This is a genomic window from Shewanella inventionis (assembly GCF_019931735.1).
In the GTDB taxonomy this organism is placed as follows: domain Bacteria; phylum Pseudomonadota; class Gammaproteobacteria; order Enterobacterales; family Shewanellaceae; genus Shewanella; species Shewanella inventionis.
Map to the genome: position 1 here is coordinate 1,311,055 of NZ_CP082926.1, position 20,371 is coordinate 1,331,425.

Below are 20,371 nucleotides of genomic sequence, written 5' to 3' on the forward strand. Positions count from 1 at the left end.
ATTATGAAGGCTTTTTACTTTAAGCTTTGCGGCTGCCTGTAACAATTTATTAACCCTAAAAGGATGCCAAATGAATAATAAAAAGAAGGGGATAACCTATATAGGTGCCGACATGTCTTTAGAGGGCGATATGTCGATTAGCGGCCCTGCCATTATTGCAGGTAAAACCAAAGGCCAGATTAACTCAAGCCATCACATTAGTATCGATTTTGGCGGCGAAGTAGAAGGTGAGGTTTTTTGCCAAGAAATTCGCGTCTCTGGCGTGTTTAAGGGTAAGTTACATTGTAACAAATTAGTGATTGTCAGCTCAGGCCTAGTCGATGGTGAAGTGTCGAGTCACCACATGGAAATTTACGATGGCGGCCAATTTATTGGGATGCGTACCAAAGGGCCTGAAGCCGGTATTCTTCCTGAGCCGGCAGCAGGTATCGATGCCTCTGAGAATATGCCATCTATAGTGGGTTCGAACAGTAAATCCTCATCACCTAAATGGGCATACGCTGCTTTTGCCGGTGCAGTTATTGTGGCTGGGGTGATATTTTTACCACAAATAAGCTCAGTATTTATGCCGCAAAATATATCAACTGAAACGCTGGCGACCCAAGAGAGCCTATACCCGACAACCTCGAGTGATGATGCCGAAAATGATGCCACGTTATTATTACAAGACGTTGAGCAGCAAAATGCTTTTGTTGAGCAACATGAAGAGCTTATCAATGCCGGGCAAACTGATGTCAATACTGCGATGGAAGATTTGCATGCATTAGAACAAACCAGCGAGGTGTTAGGCGAAACGCAAACGATAGATGCCGAAGTAAGAGAAGCAACATCGCCGAATAAACCTTAAGGTCTTTATCAACAAAGTAGAACAAAATAAAAAGGCTTGAATAACGTTTGTGTTGCAGCGTTATTCAAGCCTTTTTTGATGCCAAATTTAGCGTGAAGGCAACTAAGGGTTAATGCGCGTAGGCATACCGCTACGTGTTTCTAATGAACGTTTTAATGTCATTGAATCCGTTTCTGGGTGAGCAAGGAAACGTGTCATTTTTTGGTCTAGGGTTAATGACACAGGCTCTTTTGAATCAAACTCTTCTTGCGTTTTTGACAAAGGCTCGTGCACTTCAATATAACGGCTACCATCTGGCTCTGCTGTGGCTTTAATCGGTTTATTTAAAAACTCAACGCGAGTACCAACCGGCACAGTTTCAAACAAATGCTTAATATCATCATCGCGTAAACGGATACAGCCAGAGCTCACACGTAAACCAATACCAAAGGTGGCATTTGTGCCGTGGATAGCAAATAAGTTACCTACATATAATGCATATAAGCCCATTGGATTGTCTGGACCAGCAGGCCATACTGCGGGCAGGGTAATACCATTTGCAGCATAAATGCGACGAGTGTTGGCAGTTGGTGTCCAGGTGGGTCTTTCACGCTTACGCTGAACTGTGGTTACCCAGTTTTCTGGCGTGTCACGGCCAATTTGGCCAATACCAATAGGTAACACTTCAACGATATTTTTACCCTTTGGATAATAATATAGGCGCATTTCGGCAGAGTTAATCACAATGCCTTCACGCTTGGTGTCTGGCAAAATTAATTGGTGAGGAATAATTAACGTACTTCCTGGTTTTGGTAAAAATGGATCAACACCAGGATTGGCTTCGATAAGGTTTGTTAAGCCTAATTGAAATTCTGCAGCAATTTGCTCTAATGTTAGTTTACCTTCTTCAGGCACCACATAATATTGGTTTTCACCCACTAAACTACTGCCATCGGCCGGTAAACGGTATTCAACAGCAGCGCTTGAAAAGCTTAATATTATTGCAGACGCGGCGGCGAATGCTGTGCGTAACGAATTTATCATAAGGGGGGTATCATTCCTAAAAATAGACGTTATTTAAGTCAGACTACAATATCTTACAAAGCTTGACTATTGAATAGCGCGCATCCTCACTTATTACGCCTAATATTTCAACTGATTTTTTTGCACTTGAGTCATTTTAATCCCAGGCGCTTCGCTAGGCGATGCAGGTTACCCGAATCAAGTTGTAAGCTTCGTGCTGTTGCGGCCCAATTTCCATTGTGAAGGCGTAAAATTTGTTGGATATATTGGCCTTGAAATTGTTCGGTTGCATCACGTAAGTTCATTTGAGCTTTAGACGAAGCTGATTGTTTAATCGTGTTTTGGGGTGTTGGCGGTAAGTGATTTTCGCCCTGGGGAGCAAATTCAAAATGATGCGCTTGTATGGTGCACATACCATCTCGTATGCCCGCTGATTTTGCGAGTACTGCCGCGCGATGAATGGCATGTTCAAGCTCACGAATGTTTCCTGGCCAATCGTACTGATTGAGTAATGCTAAGGCGTCACTACATAATCCTAAATGATTTAGCTGTAATTGTTGGCGATAGCGCTCAATAAAAAAGCCGGCCAACAAATGAATGTCTTTAGGTCGCTCTCGAAGCGCTGGTACCACAACGGGAAACACACTTAAACGATGATATAAGTCGGCCCTAAAGCGACCTGCGAGTATTTCGCTTTTTAGATCTTTGTTGGTGGCAGCAATGATGCGTACATCGACTTTTAAGCTGCGGTCATCGCCTACTTTTTGCAAGTCACCGTACTGCAATACTCGCAGTAATTTCGCTTGTAAATTAAGCGGCAATTCACCTATTTCATCTAGGAATAATGTGCCTTTATCAGCCACTTCAAATTTACCACTGCGATGGCTAATCGCCCCGGTAAAAGCCCCTTTTACATGGCCAAATAATTCGCTTTCGGCAACTGACTCTGCCAATGCGGCGCAGTTTAAATACACCAATGGTTTATCTGCGCGGGGTGAGTGTTGGTGTACGGTTTTGGCGATGAGTTCTTTGCCTGTACCCGTTTCGCCTAAAATCAATACGTTTAGTTCAGTTGCAGCGACAACATTGACTTCATTGAGTAATGCTAAAAATGCATCGTCCTGGCCGATAATCTCAGTGGCAGTATCGAGTTGCCCCTTGGTTTTATTGTTGATAAGAGCAAAGTTATTGGCTTGTTTTTCAAGTTTATCAATCAGTAAAGCATTATTAAGTGAGGCGGCGGTTATGGCGCTTATGCTGCGCAATTCATGATTGGTAAAATGATCAAATTTATTGGGGTCAAGGGCATCAATAGTTAATGCTCCAATCAGTTGATCGTTAGCAAAGAGTGGTAACCCCACACAGGCGTGTACTTTTAAATCACCATCCACATTAGGGATTAATCCATCATAAGGGTCGGGTAATTGGCTGTCGGCAGGAAAGCGCACCACATCACCGGCCCGCGCAATGGCCTCAAGCCTTGGGTGTTCATTGATAATAAAACGTCTACCCAGTACGTCTGCGCTTAAACCATCAATGGCTAATGGGGTAAATTGATGGCCCTGAAACGACAATAACGCAGCGGCATCACATTCGAGAGTGTCTCTGAGCGTGGTTAATAAACGTGAAAATCGATCGTGAGTTGATAAATTTGCAGTGATATCAAGCGCGATACGAGTTAAATCTGTCTGACTCAATGCCATGGCAAACTCCGAGATGAACTACATACTTGTCATTATGACAAGTGTAAAAATAACAACAAGGGTTGCGTAGTTATCATGATCACAAAAGGGCCGCTATGTTCATAAAAGGGCCCTTTTGTGAGTTAATTACTCGGTTATAGTGTTATGCCAATGCGACGGTTTGCTTCGCTTTAGCGCTCTTGCTACTAATGGCTTTTTTGATCAAATCAAATAAAAACGCTGCCATCAATAATCCACCAACACTAAAGATAATGTCGCCGAACATTCTCATCCATACGAGGTTTTCAACTAACTCACTGTGAATAACCGCAGGTGAGCGCGCATACCAGTAACCGTGATCGATAGCGGCAAAGAACTGTACAATACCTACAGGCAATAGCGACATAAAGACCATCGCAGCAAGGCCAAGGTTTAACGTCCAAAATGCCCCTTTAAGGTATTTATGGTTCCATTGCATGTTGCCAGTTAATCCACGTAAGCAGAATAGCATCAGCCCCATGCCGAGCATGCCGTATACTCCCATAAATGCAGCGTGAGCATGGGTAGCCGTCGTGTTTAAGCCTTGAATAAAGTACAGCGAGATTGGTGGGTTGATTAGGAACCCTAATACCCCAGCACCTACTAAATTCCAAAATGAGGTGGCAACAAAAAACATAATGGCCCAGTGATAACGCTCCATCCAAGGGCTGGCTTTACGTAAGCGATAGGTCTCCATTGCTTCAAAGCCAATGAGGGCTAAAGGCACCACTTCAAGGGCCGAGAATATCGCGCCCCATGCAATCACAGAGGTTTGAGTGCCAGTAAAGTACAAGTGGTGCAGGGTACCGATTAAGCCACCGGTTAAAAAGATAACCGTAGAAAACAATACTGCACCGTTGGCACTGCGTGCACGGATTAAGCCTAAGCGAACTAGCATTAATGCAATAACCGAGGTGGCAAAGGTTTCAAAGAAGCCTTCTACCCACAAATGCACAACCCACCAGCGCCAATACTCTGCAATTGCAAGGTTTGAGTGTTTGCCCATAAATAGGCCTGCACCATAAAACAAACCAATAGCAACACATGAGGCATACAGCACCCAAATAACCGGTTGCATGTCGTTACTGACTTTAAGTGCCGGACGCATTGAAGCCGTAACTAATGCAAGCCAAATTAATAAACCACCCAGTAATAGGATTTGCCACACACGGCCTAAATCAATGTATTCGTAGCCTTGATGTCCAAATAAGAAGTTCATGTCGAGATCAAAATACTGCTGGACGCCTAACCATTCACCCGCCATAGAGCCTAGAACGACAATAACTAAAGCCACCCACAACACATTAACGCCAAGGCGTTGATACTTCGGCTCATAACCAGATAATGCTGGTGCAATATAAAGCCCTGTCCCTAACCATGCAGTGGCAATCCAAAATACGGCTAGCTGGGTGTGCCAGGTACGCGTAACCGAATAAGGTAAGATTTCAGAGATGGCGATGCCGTAAAACTCCTGGCCTTCTACTGCGTAATGCGCGGTCACGCCTCCCAATAATATTTGAAGTAAAAACAGACCAATAGCGGTAATAAAGTATTTGCCTACTGCTTTTTGCGATGCAGTTGGTTTAGTGTGAAATAACGGATCTTCTTTCGCGGGTTCAGGTAACGACTCTTCTTTACAGCTGGCGTGATGCCAAATCAGCATCCCTACACCTAAAATCAGGGTGATAACACTTAATATTGACCACACGATATTGTCTGAGGTGGGTAAATTGCCAATTTGTGGGTCGTACGGCCAGTTGTTGGTGTAGGTGTAATCATAACCTGGGCGCTCAGTTACCGCGGCCCATGCGCCCCAGAATAGGAAAGCATTTAATAACTCACGATGTTCGGCATCGGTTATCGTGCCTTCTTTCATGGCGTATTGTTCACGCAGTGAGCTTAATTCTGGGTCGTCACCAAATAATGACAAATAATGTTGCATCACCTGGTTAATGGCGGCAATACGCGTATTTGACAGTGCAACATAGGTCTTGTCTTCAGCCCCTTTTATCACCGTATTATGACGAATATCATTTCTAAGGGCTTTTTCTAACCCCGCTTGTTGCTCAGTATCAAGATCAGCAAAATCGCGGTTAAAACGTTCTTTTGCCGTAATAGACAGCCAGGCTTGTGCTTCACGATGTAACCAGTCTGCAGTCCAGTCGGGTGCCACGTATGAGCCATGACCCCAAATTGAGCCTAGTTGATGTCCGCCCATTGAGCGCCATACTAACTGGCCTTGTTCAATATCGTGTTGAGTAAAAATAGGTTGGCCATTAGTGTCAGTAAAGGCTGTTGGAATGGGTGGTTTTTCTCGATAGATGCCACTTCCTAAACTGAGTAACACAGTAAAAGAAGCGACTAGCACGATTAGCAGTGCAATGCCGGTGAGTTTGTTTTTGCTCATAAGTCCTCTTAGCACAAAGTCATTTTGATACAGATAACCTGACATTACACAAGACGTGCCAACTTTTTATTTTTATTTAACGTGCTGATTTTAAATATTAATTTTTTGTGTCGGCTTGTTGTTGGTGTGTCATTAAGACATTCTTTTTGTGTGTCATTATGACTGTTTCGTGTCAAAAAGACTGTAATTGTTGGCTTGTGATGTATTTTTGAAGCGACTTTTAAGGCTAGCTAATTTGAAATTTTTAAACGTTGAACCAATCTAAGCAAACCTAGATAAACACTGGCGTAGTGTTAATGTATTGTTGCATTTGGGTATTCGTAGGTTGTTTTTTAACCCTTTTATACTATGGACAACGTAAGCTTTGGCGCTGATAGTAGAAAATCGTTAACTAAAAGGAATTAGCAAAATGCACTATAAAACAATTATTTTTAGCTTAATCGCGAGTCTGCTTATTTTTGTGCCATACAAAGGTGAGGCCAGCCAGTTGCCTGAATGTCAAACAGCGGAATGTGTTGAATACTTTAAAGCCTACCGCATTTTGACTAAACGTGGTCATTCATCGGCAATGGCAATGTTAGGTGAGTTTTATTATGCCGGATATGGTACTGATAAAGATTTAGACATGGCATTAAAATGGTATCGTCGTGCAGGTAAATTTGTATTGGATGCTAAATACAAAGCTGGAGTCTTGTATTTGCAAGACACTCACCTTAAAGATGTCGACGAAGGTATCGAATTTTTAGAATATGCCTCAAAATTGGGCCATGCTCAATCATCATACTTATTGGGTAAGATGTATTTAGGTGGTGGTATTGTCGAAGAGGATATGGGCAAGGCAGACCAATATCTTGCACGAGCTTACGAAGAAAAAAATTATGCTGCTAGAGATTTTGGTCAACAACTTTATCTGCATGAAAAAACGAAAGATCTGCCTCTAACGCAATTGTATGCATTAATTGCAAAAGATGTAGTGACGTTATCACCTAAGCAGGGAGGGGCAGCTGAACAAACTGCGGCGGTAGTGTTCCCAGAAGGTGAAATGGAAACGCTAGATGTGACGATGGATACGTTTGAGAACATGTTTGGCTCTCACATCGCTCAATTGAATCATATGATCCCAGACACATCAAAAGGCACTGGCTCAAATATCCCTGGGCAAACATGCGCTAAAATGTGGGGTTGTAGCAGTGAAGGCGATAGCTTGCGCATAGGTGATGTTATGCTATCTGACTGGGGCTTAGAGACTCTTCAATTTAGAATTGAAGGTTCAGTATTCAATATTAGATAAAAGAATGTTAAATAAGCCAATATTAACTATGTAGGCTTTGGGCTTAAAAAAGTGACTCATGGCGAGTCACTTTTTATTGCCAGCCTATTTTCCATTGCTGTGGATCTTTTAAATCGCGCCATTCGATAGCAAATTCAGCGTTATTCATTTCTGCGCGAATAATGCATTCAATCACATTTTGTTGCTCATCATATTCCACTTTGGTAACGCTAAAGTGCTTAAGCTTATTAACCACCTCAACTTTAGTCCATTTGCTGTGAAGTAATTTCTTAGGGTGAATTCGATTCATGCGGTTCTCTATTTGGCTACGACGTTAGCACCAGATTACTGGATAAATGGCAGTAATTGGTTGAGCTCATCAATCACAATGTCGGCAAGGTCTTGATAGCGGCTTTCAACACCGTGTGTAATTAAACAGGCAATCATGCCGGCATTATTGGCGGCTTGAATGTCATATAAATAATCACCGACATACATAATGTGCTCAGGGGCAATTTGCCATTGGTTTGCAATTGCTAATAGTGCATCTGGTGCAGGTTTTGCCGGGTAGTCTTCTCTGGTTAATACGTGGTCAATGGCGATAGCATTTTGTTTTACTTTCATTGTGCTGGCCACAAGACTGTTGCGGGTGACAATGGCTGTGGGCAGTTTTGCAGCTTCAATCGCGCAAATTAACTCGGCCATGCCTTTAATCGGTTTGGCTGTTATCGCGTCTTGGTATTCATGTTCAATAATAATGTCGTTGGCACGAGCCTGACTGGTTTGACAGCTCAATTCATCAACGTATTTAAGTAGGTCTATACCTTCTGGGCAGCCGATTTGTTGGCGTATTAAATTAAAGTCTAAACTCGACTCAACTAGCGTGCCGTCTAAGTCGAAAATAATGCCTTTAATTTTATAAGGTGATTGCAATTTTTGGCCTTTTTATCTTACATATTAAAAGATTAGCGTTGAGCATCGAATGCAATAGAGTGTAACTCAATTGCAAAAGGGCCTTGCTGCTTTTGTGCTACAAGAAAACCAACACGATCAACATCCATCAAGCTTAATGCTGGTGGATTGCTTACCGTTCGTCCTCTAAAGCTAACCGTAAAATCCTCTACTGTAAAAGTATGCTTGGTAAGCATACCCGCTTGGGTAGTAAAGTTGGCAACGTAGGCTTCACCATAAGACAGCTTAGGTGTTTTTAAACGCAGTTGATAAACCTTACCGTCACCTTTAACTGCAATAGTGAGTGCTGATGCAGCAGATATTTGATGCTTAAACCGAAACTCTGTCGATGCGAATCCACCGTTATTGTCTAACGACACATTACCGGTAAACAACAGTTCTTGCTGTTGATTCTGTTTGATTTGGCTTTGTGATACACCGCCCATCACAGTGTCATTATTGATCTGCCAATGTTCAAAGTGATTCTTGTCTGCAAAATGAAATAACATAGTGTCCTCACTCGTCGCATTAGCCGAATTCATCAAGATTACCGCGACAATAGCGCTATTGGTCAAGGTGTGTTTACACAGTTTATCAGTGTTAAAGGCTAACATCATTGATCCCTCTGCAGTATTGTTTCGTTTGGGTTCGGTGAATTTCGCCGTAAAAAAATGGCTTATCAGGGTGAGGGATAAGCCAAAGGGTCTTACGGAGGTTGGTTACACTTTCATGCATAGGGTTAAATCGGGTCTAAATTACTGACAACGAATGTATTGAAGGTTAATCATGGACCTTTATTCATTCACTGATTATTTTTACGTGAGTTTTTGGGATTCGGTTCAATTTATTTTTGATTTGCTCAACAGACCAATATAAGCGCTTAATGAGCTAAAACTGAGTCTTGTTATTCATGGCGTTCTATCACACAAATCAGTATCCTAGTATGAGGTTTTATTAGGATTAACATATGTTAAACGTAAACGATGGATCATCACCTGCAGCCCAAGAGCTTAGCTTTAATGTGGTGAGCATTAACTTATTTAACTTTATTGAACCGCCTTATGCGTTTTATGACTTTGAAAACATTTACAGCGACAAGCAATGGCAAAAAAAGTGTGCCTGGTTGAGTGATTTTATTGAACAAAGTCAACCAGACATTATCGGTTTTCAAGAGGTGTTTAGCCCAGATGCCTTAGCTAAACTGACCCAATCATTAGGGTATGACTATTTTGTGGCCTTAGATGAGCCAGAAGTGATTAGCGACTATGTTTACCGCAGCCCAGTGGTGGCGATTGCTTCTAAATACCCGATTGTTGATGCTGTGAATGTTAGCCCAGATCCGCAATGGGTCGCTCAATTAGGCCTAGCTGATACTTTTGCATTTAGTCGACATCCATTGAGGGCTACGATTGAATTACCCGTATTTGGCCCTTGTGATTATTATGTTATCCATCTTAAGTCAAAGCGCAGTGGCGTAAGCCGCGACGACATTAGCGAGAGCGGCCTTAGCGGCGCACCAGACTTTGTAGCACGCCAGGTGCTGGGGCGGTGGGCGTCGAGTTTACAACGAGGCAGTGAGTCAGCATTGTTGTGCCACCAAATGTTAATGCGTCGTCAGCAAACTCAGCATCCGTTTATGTTAATGGGTGACTTTAATGACACGCTGGGCAGTGAGTTATTAGCGGCCTTTAATAATCAGCTGCGGGTGTTTCGCAGTGATATTGAAGACCCGAAATTAGCTAAACTTAGCGAGACCGCGTTAATGTCAGAGTTGCATCAAAGCAGTTTGTACGACAGTTATGAATTGTTTATAGCCGCAACCAAATGTAACGCAACATTGGCACAAGATGAGTTTGAATCGGCATCGATCATAGATGATGAACCACACCTTGCAAGACAACCCACTCATTATTACGGCAACACAGGATCTGTACTTGATTATATTTTAGTGTCGAGTGAGTTTAACCCCACTCAACAGCAAAATTTGGCGCATGTTATTGATTATCAAACCTTCGACAGGCACCTTGTTCGACCCGATTATGAACGCGACAGTGACAGTACTGATCACGCGCCCGTGATGATGCGCTTTAGCGTCAGAACCTAAGACTGACAAAGAGTTTGGTTAGTTAGGGGCAACACTTTACTTGGTATTTTCTTCAAACATCACATAATGGCTTTGCTGCATGCCAAGAGACTCATAGGTTTTTTGAGCAATTTTATTATCATGCTCAACATATAATCTAAAGCTTGCGGTGCCACCATTGGCTGCGGCAAAGTCTTTCACTGCTTGGTAGAGTTTGCCATAAATGCCCTGGCGACGGTTTTGCGGGCGTACATACACACTTTGGATCCAGTAATAATTACTGGCGCGCCAGTCGCTCCACTCGTAAGTGACCATCAATGAGCCTGCAATTTCGCCGTCAATTTCAGCCACTAAATAAACCCCGCGTTCAGGGTGCGTTAATAGCCCCTCGACTCCTTTGGTCAGTGTGTCTTTATCTAGGGTTAAGTTTTCGGTTTCCATTGCCATGGCTTGATTAAAATTAACTAGGGCGTGTAAATCGGCGTGTTGGCCAGCTCTTATTATCATGAAATTCTCGCAAATAATTGGACATTGAGGAATGCCGCGATCGTTAATGAATTTTTATATATTCGTTCGTGGCAGCTTTAGTGTACGCCAATATCACACCGTTTCGTAAGAGCGTATGAGCAAACTCATGGGATAAAATCAGTGTTAATGGGGTTGATGGCTTGAGTAAGTAAACACTGCACGGGCAACAATGGCTTATTGTGCCTTTGTTTAAAGGCTAAATCGAACAGCTGGTGCATATTTATACACAAAAACTGACTGGTTGTAGCGAATAAAAAGAGGTCATGTTGATAAGGGATTTCACTCTGCCTTGAGGATAACCTTGAGTATTATTCATGCTCAGGCCTTAGCGTAAACCTTATTAGTGCTCACTTATTTACTCTTGTCCACTAACGTATAATTGAAATTATTGTGACTATGCAGTAATGTGACGCCACGACAATTTAGATCAATGTCACAAACTGCATAAATTGATGGAGATAATTATGAAAGTTGCTGTATTAGGTGCTGCTGGTGGTATCGGCCAGGCTCTAGCTTTACTGTTAAAAACTCAACTGCCTGCGGGCTCAAAGTTGTCTCTATATGACATCGCTCCTGTTACTCCGGGTGTTGCGGTTGACTTAAGTCACATCCCAACAGACGTAGAAGTAAAAGGTTTTGCTGGTGAAGACCCAACGGCTGCATTAGTTGATGCTGACGTAGTATTAATGTCTGCTGGTGTAGCGCGTAAGCCTGGTATGGATCGTTCAGATCTATTCAACATCAACGCTGGCATCGTACGTAACCTAATGGAAAAAGTGGCAGTTACTTGCCCTAAAGCATTAGTGGGTATTATTACAAACCCAGTTAACACCACTGTAGCCATTGCTGCTGAAGTGTTAAAGAATGCCGGTGTTTACGACAAAAACCGTTTATTCGGTATTACTACTCTTGACGTTATCCGCAGCGAAACTTTTATCGCTGAGCTTAAAGGCTTAAACGTTGCTGACGTTAAAGTGAACGTTATCGGCGGCCACAGCGGTGTGACGATTCTGCCACTACTTTCTCAAGTTGAAGGTGTGACTTTCACTGATGAAGAAGTTGCAGCAATGACCACTCGCATTCAAAACGCGGGTACTGAAGTTGTTGAAGCTAAAGCCGGTGGCGGCAGCGCAACATTATCAATGGGCCAAGCAGCATGTCGCTTTGGTTTATCATTGGTACGTGGTCTACAAGGCGAAGCCAACATTGTTGAATGCGCCTATGTTGACGGCGGCAGTGAGCACGCTGAATTCTTCGCACAGCCAGTATTACTTGGCAAAAACGGCGTAGAAAAAGTATTACCTTACGGTGAAATCAGCGTATTTGAAGCTAACGCTCGTGATGCAATGCTAGACACCCTTAAAGGTGACATTAAATTAGGCGTTGAATTTGTTAAGTAATTAACAAAGCTATGCAAAAAAACGCGAAGCCTTGGCTTCGCGTTTTTGTTATTCAAAACACCTAATACCTAAAACCTAACACAGAATAGTTAGCCTCTCGATTTACTTCCATTTCATTTTTCACATTGTCTACAACCACAATCCTACAAAGCGCCAAAGTCTTAGATTAATACCTTACCTTATTGACATACCGACATTATTTTTTATGTGGATCTAAAGTGCCATTGCTGTTTTACGCAAAATTCTGCAAGTTACTAATATGTTAAATTTGGAAATCGCTGAAATGAGCAATAAAAAAAATAGCTTAACGCTACCGCTGCTTTTACTGGGTTGGATTTTTTCGATTCAGTCGGCTCAAGCAACCGACACGCATTACACCCCACTCACTGATTTTGGTGATAATCCCGGTGAGCTGACAGGCTTTTATCTTCCCGCGACTGATACCTCAAATACTTCTCCAACAGGAGATTTCTCTTTAGTGGTGTTACTGCATGGTTGTATTCAAGATGGTGTTGAGCTAGCGAACAAAAGCGGATTAACGTCATTAGCGATAGCGAATAAGTTTGCGGTTTTAGTGCCACAACAAAGCTATGACAATAACGTAAAGGCTTGTTTTAATTGGTTTGCAAGTCAAGATACACAAATAGACAGTGGTGAAATGTTATCGATAAAAAACATGATACTGGCCACTCAAGAAAAACTAGGCGCAAAACATGTTTATGTTATCGGGTTATCAGCGGGTGGTGCTATGGCGAGCGCTGCAATCGTCAATTACCCCAATCTATTTCAAAGCGGTGCGGTCATCGCTGGCTTACCCTATCCCTGCGCCGACAATTTGATTAAAGCCATCTCTTGTATGAAACAAGGGCCTGCGCAGTCAGTTGAAGAATTAGCCCAATTTGCTAAAGCAATACATCCTAAACAAACACGCTGGCCTTCACTCAGTATTTGGACGGGGGACAGTGACAATGTCGTCAGTGCAAACAATGCGAAAATGCTGGCCTCTCAATGGCAAGTGCTAACTCAATCTAATGCTAAGCCGACAGTCACCAATGGATCTGGCTACAGCGTCTCACGTTGGAAAGATAATCAAAATAATACTGTTATCGAACTCGTTACGATCAACAGTTTTGGTCACGGCATTGCCGTTAATCCAGACATAAAACATGGCGGTGAACAAAGTGATTTTTTACTTAAAGCACCGATCAGCAGCATTAATGAAGTCATCAAATTTTGGGGTATTTAATTAATTTTTATATTTAAGTGTTTATTTTTAATTGTATTTTCATTTTATTTGTTTGGCGAGAAAAGAGCAAAACGCATACTACTATAGTACCGATTCAATAAACTTGAAAATGCGATACAGTCAATGTGTGAACAAATAACAGTCAATAAACCAATAAGAAAAATGAGTTGTTAATCGGAATTTGCAGTAATTAAAACCATTAATAATAACTATTACAACGGGGACCTGTATGAAACAGAATACGATTAAAATGAGCTGCATTGCTTTAGCCATTTCGTCAGTGTTAACCGCTCAGCATGCGATAGCCGCAGAAAATGACAGTAACAGGAGCGATAAACAACCTGTACTAGAACGCATTGAAGTGACCGCACGTAAAACAGTGGAGAGTTTACAAAATGTGCCAGTAGCGGTGACATCGGTTAGTGCCACAGAGTTAGCCGAAAATGGCATCAGCGTGATGACAGAAATTCAGCAGTTTTCCCCCAACACCACATTGCAATCAAGCCGAGGGACTAACTCTACACTAACAGCCTTTATCCGCGGTGTTGGCCAAGAAGACCCATTGTGGGGCTATGAGCCTGGTGTGGGTATCTATATAGATGATGTTTATATTGCCCGTCCGCAAGGTGCGGTGTTAGACATTCTCGACGTGCAGCGAATCGAAGTGTTACGTGGGCCTCAAGGCACGCTGTATGGTAAAAATACCATTGGCGGTGCGGTGAAATATGTCACCAAAAAAATGTCTGGTGACGGAGAGTTAAGCCTTAAAGGCACAGTGGGTAGTTATGGCCAAAAAGATGCCAAAATTGCGGGTCAATTACCGATTGTCGATGACAAACTTTACGTCGGTTTTGCCTTTGCAAGTTTAAATCGTGATGGCTTTGGAGATTTTAAGACTTCAGCATTAGATGACCAAGATACCGATAACTATAACAAGGATGTAATGGCAGGGCGGTTAAGTGTTGAGTACACCCCTACAGACGACCTGTTTATGCGATTTACTTACGATAAAACCGAAGATGATTCTAATTCAAAAGGAGGTTATCGACTGCTTCCTAGTTTATTAACCGATGCCCCTGTGCCAGACAGTAAATACGACTCTTACACCAGTATGCCGACATGGAACAAGGTTGAAACTGAAGGTTGGAGTGCGACGGTTGAATATAATTTTAATGAGAATTGGAGTGCGAAATCAGTTACCGCTAAGCGTGAAGGCGAGTCACTCACCAACATCGATTTTGATAATACCAGCTTACGTATTTTCGATGTGCCGGCTATTTATGAAGATGAGCAATTTAGCCAAGAGTTTCAAGTGAACTATGTTGGTGACAATCTCAATTTAGTCTCTGGTATTTACTATTTTGATGGTGACTCTTGTGGCGTTTTTGATGCGATTTTAGAAGAAGCTTTTAAAGCATTTGGTGGGTTAACTCGTGAGGTTAGCGGTTGTAATAATAGCGAAAGCTACGCCGCTTATGTGCAAGGGTCATACAGTTTTACCGAAAAACTGTCGATGACATTAGGCGGCCGCTACACCCGCGAATCTAAAGAAGCCACGGTATACAATGGTGTAATATTCGATAGTATTTATCCTGAAACCGGCTGGTATCCTGGTTTTGTGCGTGATGACACCTTAATTGAGTCGCAAATACCTAAAGTGCTCGACGATGAAGAAACATGGTCTAAATTCAATCCTCGAGTGGGTCTAGAGTATCAAGTGAATGATGACTTGATGGTATTCACCAGCTACTCACAAGGCTTTAAATCGGGCACGTTTAACCCAAGGGCAACGGGCGCCGAGCCTGCGGTTGATCCTGAAACGGTTAACTCATATGAGATAGGTTTTAAAAGTGAGTGGAACGATAATCTTCGTGTAAATGCCGCTGCATTTTATCTCGATCATAAAGACAGACAGTTTGTGACAGTGTTACCGGGCGAAGATAATTCTGATCTTAATCAACGTTTAGGTAATATCGGTAAATCAACCGCGACAGGTCTTGAGCTTGAAGTTGAATTTGCGGCTACTGAATCACTGGATTTGTTTGCCAATATCGGTTTAATTGATGCGTCATTTGATGAGGTCATCTCTTACGACGCTCAGGGTACTAAAATTGATATTAGCGATACCTACACCATTACTAATACCCCTGATACCACTGCCAACCTAGGCTTTAGCTACAATATTGAATCAGATATTGGCAGCTTTATCCTAAACGGTAATTACTATTACCGCAGTGATTACGATTTAGCGGTCGTGGATAACTTACTGAGCCAAGATGGTTATGGACTGCTTAATTTTGGTCTAAATTGGTATAGCAATGATGGTCATTGGAATGCTGGGTTACATTGGAAAAATGTCACAGATGAAGAGTATTTGGTGGGTAACTACGCCTTTGTTACACCAACAGGCGATGGCGACTTTACCCCTGGACTCGGCGGCGATAATACCTTAGTTGGTTACTATGGTGATCCAGAGACTATTTCATTAACGGTTGGCTATACGTTCTAAACATTGTGGTCATTTATTGAGGAACCAACACATTAGGTTAGATAAGAATAGCCGGTCTCATAAGAACCGGTTATTCTGTTTTTATTGCTTATCTATAATGAACCATAACAATATCAATAATAATATCAACGCAATGTAAGGGAGTCATAATGTCTCAAATTAAAGTTGCCATTGCAGATGACCATCCATTATTTCGTGCCGCTCTTACTCAAGCTGTGCAAAAAAGTGTCAACGATGCACACATGCTTGAGGCGGAAAACTTTCAAGAGTTAATTGCTTTAGTGGAGCAGCACCCAGATATCGAGCTTATCTTTATTGATTTACACATGCCAGGAAACGATGGTTTTACTGGCCTCACGTTATTACAAAATCACTTTCCAGACATTGTGGTTATCATGGTGTCATCTGACGATCAGCCTGAAATTATTCGTAAAGCTATCAATTTCGGCGCCAGTGCATTTATCCCTAAATCGGCCAACTTAACCCAAATCTCTGCAGCGATAGACACTGTGCTCGAAGGAGAAGTTTGGCTGCCAGAACACACCAATATCAGTGCCGATCAACACACCGCAGCCGAGCATCAACGATTAGCAAAGCAATTAGCTCAACTTACGCCGCAGCAATACACTGTGCTGGCTAACATTGCCAATGGTCGATTAAACAAACAAATTGCGTATGACTTAAACATTAAAGAAACCACAGTAAAAAAACATGTATCAGCGATTTTGCTCAAACTCGAAATTAATAATCGCACGCAAGCGGGCTTGGTATTTCAGCAATTAATGATTACCTCAACTGAAAACCAGCAAGTAGAGGCGTAAGCATAATCTATAAAAGTAATAAATGCGGCTAAGAGCTTCAATGCTAAAACTAAATGCCTCTCAGTGAGGCATTTTTTGTGGCCATTAATCTATTGGTTGTATGAATTATTCAGGGGGTAATTGTTTAATAATCCGCTTTAACGCGATTGCCTTAAGCGGTTTACGTACAAAACTAAACTGGGCACTGCTGGTGTGTTGCCTTACGGACTCCGACGGGTCGGCAGAGCAAATAATACAGGTGGGTTTGTTGTTGTCATTAAGATGATTGGCCAGTATATATTCTACTAGGTCGACACCATTTTTATCATCCTCTAAATGATAATCAGCAATGATCAGTTTGGGTTGTGGATGTACTATTAATTGTTGTATCGCGCTGGATTGATCTTTAGCCGTAATCACTTGGCATCCCCAACCACTGAGCAAGGATGAGATGGCTTTAAGCATCAGGTCGTCATTATCGATAACCAACACGGTAACGTTGATACTATCGCTGTTAATCTCGTCTTCCGATGTTATCTCAGGAGCCCTAAGTGGTTTTCGTTGTTGTAATACTCGGGGTATTTCGACACTAAAACAGGTGCCTTTTCCAATCTCAGAATGTAGCGATATTGTTACATTGAGCAATTTAGCGATACGATCGCAAATGGCTAATCCTAGACCTAACCCAGGGATTTCACGGGTTAATTCTAAGCGTTCAAACTCAGTAAAAATCGCTTGTTGTTTATCAAGCGGGATCCCCGGGCCATTATCCCAAACTTGTATTAATATTGACTGCTTTAGTCGCCTTACGCCCAAGAGCACCTTGGGTATAAACGCTGTTGTTTTACCCTGATGGTCTGCTTGCTCTTTTGTTTTGCCTGAGGGTGAATAATGAAACGCATTGGATAGAAAATTCTGAATAATTCGCCTCAACAACCTTTGGTCGCTTTGAACAAAACACGACGACATTTGATATTTAAAATCAATACCTTGTTGAATAGATAAGGCGTTAAATTCATTAACTAAGGTAGAGAGTAAGTCATCTATCGCAAATTGGCTTTGCTCGGTTTTGAGCGACTTACTGTCTAACCGTGATATTTCCACTAAGTCGGATAATAGGCTTTCAACAACGTTTAATGACTCTTCAATATTGCTAGCCAAATCTTGTAATTCAGTCGATTTAACGCGTTGCTTTAGCATATCGGTAAATAACGTTAAGGCATTAAAAGGCTGCATTAAGTCATGGCTGGCGGCGGCTAAAAAGCGGGTTTTACTACTGTTAGCGGCTTCGGCCTCGGCTTTGGCTTTTTCCAGTTCTTGAGTGCGACTTTCTACGCGCTTTTCGAGTGTTTCATTAGCCAATTGCAACGCTTTTTCGGCTTCAATATGCGCGGTAATATCAGCAAATGTACTCACAAAACCGCCACCTGGCATAGCTTGACCACGGATCTCTAATACTTTGCCATTAAGCATGGTACGTTGAAAGTGATGCGGGCTGCCACCGCGCATATGCGTTAAGCGTTTCTCTACCAATTGATGAGCTTCATCGCCAACAATAATCCCTCTATCGATATTGAAGCGAATTAATTGTTCGATATGCAAACCGGCTTTAACAAAGTCTTGTGGGTAATCGAGCAGTTCAATATAGCGCTGGTTCCAGGCCACTAAACGCATGTCGGCATCGACAACACTGATGCCTTGTTCAATGTTCTCCACTCCAGATTGCAGCAGCTCTCGGTTAAACTCAAAAATTTGGCTAGCTTCGTCAACAATGCTCACTACATCTTCAAGTGGCACGTGTTGCACTCGAGATGCGGCATTCATTACCATACGAGTTGATGCTGAACCAAGTACGCCAGATAATTTTAAACGAGTATAGTCAACCAATTGTTGCTGCTGGTGTTTTCCACTAAGTTGCTTTGCTTTTGTTAATAATGCATCGGCTTCATCTTTATTAATAAAACGGTTTAACAAACTGGCTAAATCATCAATCGACAAATGCCTTTCTGACTGCACAGGCTTTCTATTTACAAATAAATCTGCTTGTAATACCTCGCCAACACTTTGCTCTTTTAATAATGAAATGATCACAAAACAGCCGATGTTTGCCGCTAAACTGTAAAATACTCCGTGGCTGATACTGTCTAGACTAGTTAATCCAAATAAGGCTGTTGGAGTTAACCATGTAATATCAAACAAGCCAAATTTAACCCAATGCGCATCTGGGAATGTCACCGGCAACAGTAAGGTATACAGCCAAACAATGCTGCCCATAATTAAGCCCACAAAAGCCCCTTGAGTGGTGGCATTTCGCCAATATAAGGCACCAATTGCAGCTGGCGCAAATTGAGATAAGAGCACAAATGAAAGTAAGCCGATGCTGGCTAGGTGGTTTTGTTGATCAATAAATCGCTCAAATGCAAAGGCTGACAGTAAAATCACCGCGATCGAAACACGGCGTAAATTTAATAAAATTCCTGATAACTGCGGCGTTTGTTGCGAGCTAAATTTTGATAGTCGTAATAGTAATGGCGTTAACATTTCGGTAGATATCATGGTGCTTAATACAATTGCCGCTACGATAACCATAGCGGTGGCTGCCGCGAGCCCGCCAATATAAACCAATATGCCCAGCCAAGCCTGCTGATAAAATAGCGGCAATGTTAATACATAAGTATCAGCACCTACACTGCCGCCTGGGAAACTCAATTGCCCTGCAAGCGCGATGGGCAGAACAAAAATATTAATGAGGAGTAGGTATAATGGCACCATCCAACGAGCCGATTTAAGTTCCTTGTCATGATTATTTTCAATCATCATCATGTGAAACTCTTGTGGCAAGGCGTACATGGTTATCGCCCCTAAAATAACCTGTGACACAATAAGATAAATAGAATCTGAATGAGTAGTTTGTTCAAGGCTTTGGCTTTTAGTGAGCAGGTCGCCAAAACCATCAAATAGGTAAAAAGTGGCAAAAATCCCAACCGCAGTCAGGGCCAATAATTTAACAATAGAGCTAAATGCAATTGCTAATACTAAGCCATGATTATGCTTACTGGCAGAGAGCTGGCGCGCGCCAAATAACACGCTAAAAATAATCAGCACAATGGTAACAACAAATGCGGTGCTAATGCCTGACTGAAAAGTGCCGGTGAGTAAATCAAAACTGGTGCTAATAGCTCGTAATTGCAAGGCAATGTAAGGAATCGTGCCCAGTAATGACACTATGGCGACGCTAGCCGCCAGTTTAGGTGAGCGGTCAAAGCGGCACGCAATAAAGTCGGCAATGGAGGTGAGGTTTTGGCTTTTAATGATGTGCAATGTACGTATGAGCATTGGCCAGGCTAAGACCAAACAAATAATCGAGCCGATATAAATGGGCGCCAGCCATGCACCAGTCGTCGCCGCTTGTCCAACCGTGCCGTAAAATGCCCAAGAGGTGCAGCAAACGCCAAGCGATAAGCTATAAATCCACGGTTTTTGGCTGACTTTTTTTACCGCCTGATTCTGCCCCCATTGCGCAACCACAAACAGCATTGCCAAGTAAGCAATCGAGATCAAACTGATCAGCCATGCATCAATAGATAACCAAGCCTGCAAGTTATTC

General features: G+C 42.4%; 15 protein-coding genes. 7 read left to right on the top strand and 8 right to left on the bottom strand.

Going from position 1 to position 20,371, the window contains the following annotated elements; genetic code table 11:
• The first annotated feature begins 70 nt into the window (after positions 1-70).
• Positions 71-847, top strand: a complete 777-nt coding sequence (locus K8B83_RS06045) for a bactofilin family protein (protein WP_188737834.1) — start codon at positions 71-73, stop codon at positions 845-847.
• Positions 848-949: 102 nt separating this feature from the next.
• Here K8B83_RS06045 and K8B83_RS06050 read toward each other — a convergent pair whose 3' ends face one another.
• The 3 genes from K8B83_RS06050 to K8B83_RS06060 form a co-directional block, all read right to left on the bottom strand.
• The gene (locus K8B83_RS06050; protein ID WP_373284881.1) at positions 950-1,867 is read right to left on the bottom strand and encodes a L,D-transpeptidase family protein; all 918 of its coding nucleotides are present in this window, start codon (positions 1,865-1,867) and stop codon (positions 950-952) included.
• A gap of 134 nt (positions 1,868-2,001) precedes the next feature.
• Positions 2,002-3,552 carry a nitric oxide reductase transcriptional regulator NorR gene (gene norR, locus K8B83_RS06055; RefSeq protein WP_188737830.1) on the bottom strand — a complete coding sequence of 517 codons (1,551 nt, stop codon included), beginning with the start codon at positions 3,550-3,552 and terminating at the stop codon, positions 2,002-2,004.
• 142 nt (positions 3,553-3,694) lie between these two features.
• Positions 3,695-5,977: a nitric-oxide reductase large subunit gene (locus K8B83_RS06060; protein ID WP_188737828.1), complete on the bottom strand. Its 2,283-nt coding sequence runs from the start codon at positions 5,975-5,977 to the stop codon at positions 3,695-3,697.
• Between the two features lie 409 nt (positions 5,978-6,386).
• Here K8B83_RS06060 and K8B83_RS06065 point away from each other — a divergent pair, with 409 nt between their 5' ends.
• Positions 6,387-7,268, top strand: a complete 882-nt coding sequence (locus tag K8B83_RS06065) for a tetratricopeptide repeat protein (RefSeq protein ID WP_188737827.1) — start codon at positions 6,387-6,389, stop codon at positions 7,266-7,268.
• Positions 7,269-7,341: 73 nt separating this feature from the next.
• Here the strand turns inward: K8B83_RS06065 and K8B83_RS06070 are convergent, their stop codons facing one another.
• From K8B83_RS06070 to K8B83_RS06080, 3 genes are read right to left on the bottom strand one after another with little or no spacing between them, the layout of a single operon-like run.
• Positions 7,342-7,557 (bottom strand): TIGR02450 family Trp-rich protein, encoded by a 216-nt coding sequence (locus tag K8B83_RS06070; RefSeq protein WP_188737824.1) that lies wholly within the window; start codon positions 7,555-7,557, stop codon positions 7,342-7,344.
• Positions 7,558-7,592: 35 nt separating this feature from the next.
• Positions 7,593-8,180, bottom strand: coding sequence for an HAD family hydrolase (locus K8B83_RS06075; protein ID WP_188737822.1), 588 nt, complete (start codon positions 8,178-8,180; stop codon positions 7,593-7,595).
• A 32-nt stretch (positions 8,181-8,212) separates the two neighbouring features.
• Entirely contained in the window at positions 8,213-8,815 is a 603-nt protein-coding gene (locus K8B83_RS06080) for a CIA30 family protein (protein ID WP_188737820.1), read from the bottom strand.
• A 350-nt stretch (positions 8,816-9,165) separates the two neighbouring features.
• Here K8B83_RS06080 and K8B83_RS06085 point away from each other — a divergent pair, with 350 nt between their 5' ends.
• On the top strand, positions 9,166-10,302 hold the full coding sequence (locus tag K8B83_RS06085) for an endonuclease/exonuclease/phosphatase family protein (protein WP_188737817.1): 1,137 nt from the start codon (positions 9,166-9,168) through the stop codon (positions 10,300-10,302).
• A gap of 36 nt (positions 10,303-10,338) precedes the next feature.
• Here K8B83_RS06085 and K8B83_RS06090 read toward each other — a convergent pair whose 3' ends face one another.
• A complete protein-coding gene (locus tag K8B83_RS06090; protein ID WP_188737815.1) occupies positions 10,339-10,788 on the bottom strand; it encodes a GNAT family N-acetyltransferase in 450 nt (149 codons plus the stop codon).
• 485 nt (positions 10,789-11,273) lie between these two features.
• Between K8B83_RS06090 and mdh the strand changes: the two genes are divergently transcribed.
• The 4 genes from mdh (at position 11,274) to K8B83_RS06110 (ending at position 16,785) form a co-directional block, all read left to right on the top strand.
• On the top strand, positions 11,274-12,209 hold the full coding sequence (mdh, locus tag K8B83_RS06095; RefSeq protein ID WP_188737813.1) for a malate dehydrogenase: 936 nt from the start codon (positions 11,274-11,276) through the stop codon (positions 12,207-12,209).
• Positions 12,210-12,492: 283 nt separating this feature from the next.
• Positions 12,493-13,455, top strand: coding sequence for an extracellular catalytic domain type 1 short-chain-length polyhydroxyalkanoate depolymerase (locus tag K8B83_RS06100; RefSeq protein WP_188737811.1), 963 nt, complete (start codon positions 12,493-12,495; stop codon positions 13,453-13,455).
• Positions 13,456-13,684: 229 nt separating this feature from the next.
• Positions 13,685-15,964, top strand: coding sequence for a TonB-dependent receptor (locus K8B83_RS06105; protein WP_188737809.1), 2,280 nt, complete (start codon positions 13,685-13,687; stop codon positions 15,962-15,964).
• 149 nt (positions 15,965-16,113) lie between these two features.
• Positions 16,114-16,785 (top strand): response regulator transcription factor, encoded by a 672-nt coding sequence (locus K8B83_RS06110; protein WP_188737807.1) that lies wholly within the window; start codon positions 16,114-16,116, stop codon positions 16,783-16,785.
• Positions 16,786-16,890: 105 nt separating this feature from the next.
• On the opposite strand, the gene K8B83_RS06115 is transcribed toward K8B83_RS06110, so the two are convergent.
• On the bottom strand, positions 16,891-20,364 hold the full coding sequence (locus tag K8B83_RS06115) for a hybrid sensor histidine kinase/response regulator (RefSeq protein WP_188737805.1): 3,474 nt from the start codon (positions 20,362-20,364) through the stop codon (positions 16,891-16,893).
• Positions 20,365-20,371: the final 7 nt, after the last annotated feature.